1 protein-coding gene is annotated in these 433 nt (G+C 59.8%); it reads left to right on the forward strand.

Annotation, left to right across the window (positions count from 1 at the left end; translation table 11 throughout):
* On the forward strand, nt 1-433 hold a 433-nt coding region (locus EN824_RS33550; RefSeq protein WP_245521072.1), incomplete at both ends, for a zincin-like metallopeptidase domain-containing protein.

Below are 433 nucleotides of genomic sequence, written 5' to 3' on the forward strand. Positions count from 1 at the left end.
GCTCGCGAGACAGGCGAGGATGCCCAGGCGATCCCTTTCCTCAAGCGCTTCACCGTTTTCAATATCGAGCAATGTGAAGGACTGCCTGATGAAGTCGCGGTTTCGGCTCCGCTGCCGGTGGCTAGCTTGATCGAACCGCGGGTCGAGGCTCTGATCAAGGCCACCGGTATCGACTTCCGTATTGGTGGCGACAGGGCGTTCTATGTGCCTGCCCGCGATTATATACAGGTGCCTCCGCCCCAAGCTTATTTCGAGCCGATCAACTGGCACCGCACAGCCTTGCATGAGCTCGGTCATGCCACCGGTCACAGTTCACGCTTGGCCCGTGACTGCTCCGGCCCTTCGGGCTCCAGAAAATATGCGTTCGAGGAACTCGTGGCAGAGATCAACGCTGCCTTCTGCTGCGCAGCCTTGGGGATCGTGCCCACGGTAC

This window comes from Mesorhizobium sp. M8A.F.Ca.ET.181.01.1.1 (assembly GCF_004792025.1).
GTDB lineage: Bacteria > Pseudomonadota > Alphaproteobacteria > Rhizobiales > Rhizobiaceae > Mesorhizobium.